This window comes from Neobacillus drentensis, from assembly GCF_036965425.1.
Taxonomy (GTDB): domain Bacteria; phylum Bacillota; class Bacilli; order Bacillales; family Cytobacillaceae; genus Neobacillus; species Neobacillus drentensis_F.
The window spans coordinates 1-2,233 of sequence record NZ_JBALPP010000168.1; the positions used below are offsets into that span (position 1 = coordinate 1).

A 2,233-nucleotide genomic window follows, 5' to 3' on the forward strand; every position below is an offset into this window, starting at 1 on the left:
ATATTACAGGAGATTAATAGATTGGTCAATACTTTTTCAAAAAAAATTAAAAAAACATTTATTTCTCTTATATTTCAAACTTACAGCCAAAAGAGAACTCAAAGAAGAAACTAGCTTTTTATCTGAGTATTGGCTGGTTCTAGGAATCTTCTAACCGTTCCAAAGCTCATCTAAACTCAAACAATTTCTGCCTCATGACTGGCACTTGCATTGAGCGAATTATATTACTACAAAAACCAGTAAAATAAACACCACAAGATTAAAAAACTTCAAAATGGATATAGTTGTACCATATGCCATAAGGAGTGATTTTTTTGTCTGGTGAACGCCATTATATTGTAATAGAAAAACAATCAAATAAAGCGGCCAAAGTTTCCATTTCCCTTGCGATCATTGGATTTGTTTTGAGCCTGATCCCCATCCTTGGCTGGATCCTTCTCCCGGTGTGGATTATGGCAATTTTATTCGGTATAGTAGGCCTTTTTAATTCCTATAAGCGCGGACTGGCCATATCCGGAATCCTAATTGGTCTTTTTACATTTATGTATAAGGCGCTAATCCTGCAAGCCATATTTGGTGGATAAATCGCACCAAAAAGCAGATATCCATTTGGATATCTGCTTTTTGGTTTCGTAACGCTCAATATACTAAATCCAACAAATTGACTCCGCAGGTAGGACTCGAACCTACGACCGATCGGTTAACAGCCGATAGCTCTACCACTGAGCTACTGCGGAATAATAGAAAGTTATTTTGCTATCGCAAAAAACTCTAGTGGGCCTAAATGGACTCGAACCATCGACCTCACGCTTATCAGGCGTGCGCTCTAACCAGCTGAGCTATAGGCCCATAAATAATGGAGCGGGTGATGAGAATCGAACTCACAACATCAGCTTGGAAGGCTGAGGTTTTACCACTAAACTACACCCGCACTTTTAAAAATTGGAGGCAGCAACCGGATTTGAACCGGTGATAAAGGTTTTGCAGACCTCTGCCTTACCACTTGGCTATGCTGCCTTAATTTGGCTGGGCTAGCTGGATTTGAACCAACGCATGTCGCAGTCAAAGTGCGATGCCTTACCGCTTGGCTATAGCCCATTGATGTTAAAAAATATATGGGGCGGCTGATGGGAATCGAACCCACGAATGTCGGAACCACAATCCGATGCGTTAACCACTTCGCCACAACCGCCACATGACAAATATCTGATTAATGGTGGAGGGGGACGGATTCGAACCGCCGAACCCCGAGGGAGCGGATTTACAGTCCGCCGCGTTTAGCCACTTCGCTACCCCTCCACATATAAAAAAACTAGTAGATGGTGGCTCAGGACGGAATCGAACCGCCGACACAAGGATTTTCAGTCCTTTGCTCTACCGACTGAGCTACTGAGCCATAATAAAGTTATTTCCTAAACATTGAAGGTGTTCATACCTTCGTCCCCATCTCAGAAAGCTTACTCAAGCAGCAGCTCGATGGGTACGCTGATGCAATTTCAAAGTAGCTTATTCGATCGTGCTCTACCGACTGAGCTACTGAGCCATACTATATAAAATCTATATCAACAGTAGAGTTTCCTACTGGTATAAAAATGGCGGTCCGGACGGGACTCGAACCCGCGACCTCCTGCGTGACAGGCAGGCATTCTAACCAACTGAACTACCGGACCATATTGCGGGGACAGGATTTGAACCTGCGACCTTCGGGTTATGAGCCCGACGAGCTACCGGACTGCTCCACCCCGCGACGGTAAAAGATATATTGTTTTGTGCATGCAATTAGTTGCATGACTGTATCAATCTCAGAAAGCTTATTCAAGCAGCAGCTCGATTGATACAACTCGCAGATTTTTCATAGAAGCAACGCTCGTTGCTCCACCCCGCGACGATAAATAAGTTACAAACCATAAAAATAATATGGCGGAGGAAGAGGGATTCGAACCCCCGCGCGGTTTAACCCGCCTGTCGGTTTTCAAGACCGATCCCTTCAGCCGGACTTGGGTATTCCTCCGTTAAAAATATGGTAGCGGCGGAGGGGATCGAACCCCCGACCTTACGGGTATGAACCGTACGCTCTAGCCAGCTGAGCTACACCGCCATTATCATATAAAAAATGGAGCCTAGCGGGATCGAACCGCTGACCTCCTGCGTGCAAAGCAGGCGCTCTCCCAGCTGAGCTAAGGCCCCATGTTGTTATTGTAAGAAACTTACGACTGGTCGGGAAGACAGGATT

General features: G+C 45.1%; 1 protein-coding gene and 13 tRNA genes. 1 reads left to right on the forward strand and 13 read right to left on the reverse strand.

Annotated elements, in window-relative coordinates:
* The first annotated feature begins 314 nt into the window (after nucleotides 1-314).
* Entirely contained in the window at nucleotides 315-584 is a 270-nt protein-coding gene (locus V7161_RS28895; RefSeq protein ID WP_335716230.1) for a hypothetical protein, read from the forward strand.
* An 81-nt stretch (nucleotides 585-665) separates the two neighbouring features.
* Here the strand turns inward: V7161_RS28895 and V7161_RS28900 are convergent.
* The 13 genes from V7161_RS28900 to V7161_RS28960 all read right to left on the reverse strand — a co-directional run bounded on the left by V7161_RS28900 (nucleotide 666) and on the right by V7161_RS28960 (nucleotide 2,187).
* Nucleotides 666-737, reverse strand: a tRNA-Asn gene (locus V7161_RS28900).
* 38 nt (nucleotides 738-775) lie between these two features.
* Nucleotides 776-849 (reverse strand) — tRNA-Ile (locus V7161_RS28905).
* 8 nt (nucleotides 850-857) lie between these two features.
* Nucleotides 858-931 (reverse strand) — tRNA-Gly (locus V7161_RS28910).
* Nucleotides 932-943: 12 nt separating this feature from the next.
* Nucleotides 944-1,017, reverse strand: a tRNA-Cys gene (locus tag V7161_RS28915).
* 6 nt (nucleotides 1,018-1,023) lie between these two features.
* Nucleotides 1,024-1,098 (reverse strand) — tRNA-Gln (locus tag V7161_RS28920).
* A gap of 18 nt (nucleotides 1,099-1,116) precedes the next feature.
* Nucleotides 1,117-1,192 (reverse strand) — tRNA-His (locus V7161_RS28925).
* Nucleotides 1,193-1,214: 22 nt separating this feature from the next.
* Nucleotides 1,215-1,299, reverse strand: a tRNA-Tyr gene (locus V7161_RS28930).
* Between the two features lie 21 nt (nucleotides 1,300-1,320).
* A tRNA-Phe gene (locus V7161_RS28935) sits at nucleotides 1,321-1,396 on the reverse strand.
* A gap of 197 nt (nucleotides 1,397-1,593) precedes the next feature.
* Nucleotides 1,594-1,670, reverse strand: a tRNA-Asp gene (locus tag V7161_RS28940).
* A 3-nt stretch (nucleotides 1,671-1,673) separates the two neighbouring features.
* Nucleotides 1,674-1,747 (reverse strand) — tRNA-Met (locus V7161_RS28945).
* Between the two features lie 171 nt (nucleotides 1,748-1,918).
* A tRNA-Ser gene (locus tag V7161_RS28950) sits at nucleotides 1,919-2,011 on the reverse strand.
* A 10-nt stretch (nucleotides 2,012-2,021) separates the two neighbouring features.
* Nucleotides 2,022-2,098, reverse strand: a tRNA-Met gene (locus V7161_RS28955).
* 16 nt (nucleotides 2,099-2,114) lie between these two features.
* Nucleotides 2,115-2,187 (reverse strand) — tRNA-Ala (locus V7161_RS28960).
* Nucleotides 2,188-2,233 lie beyond the last annotated feature (46 nt).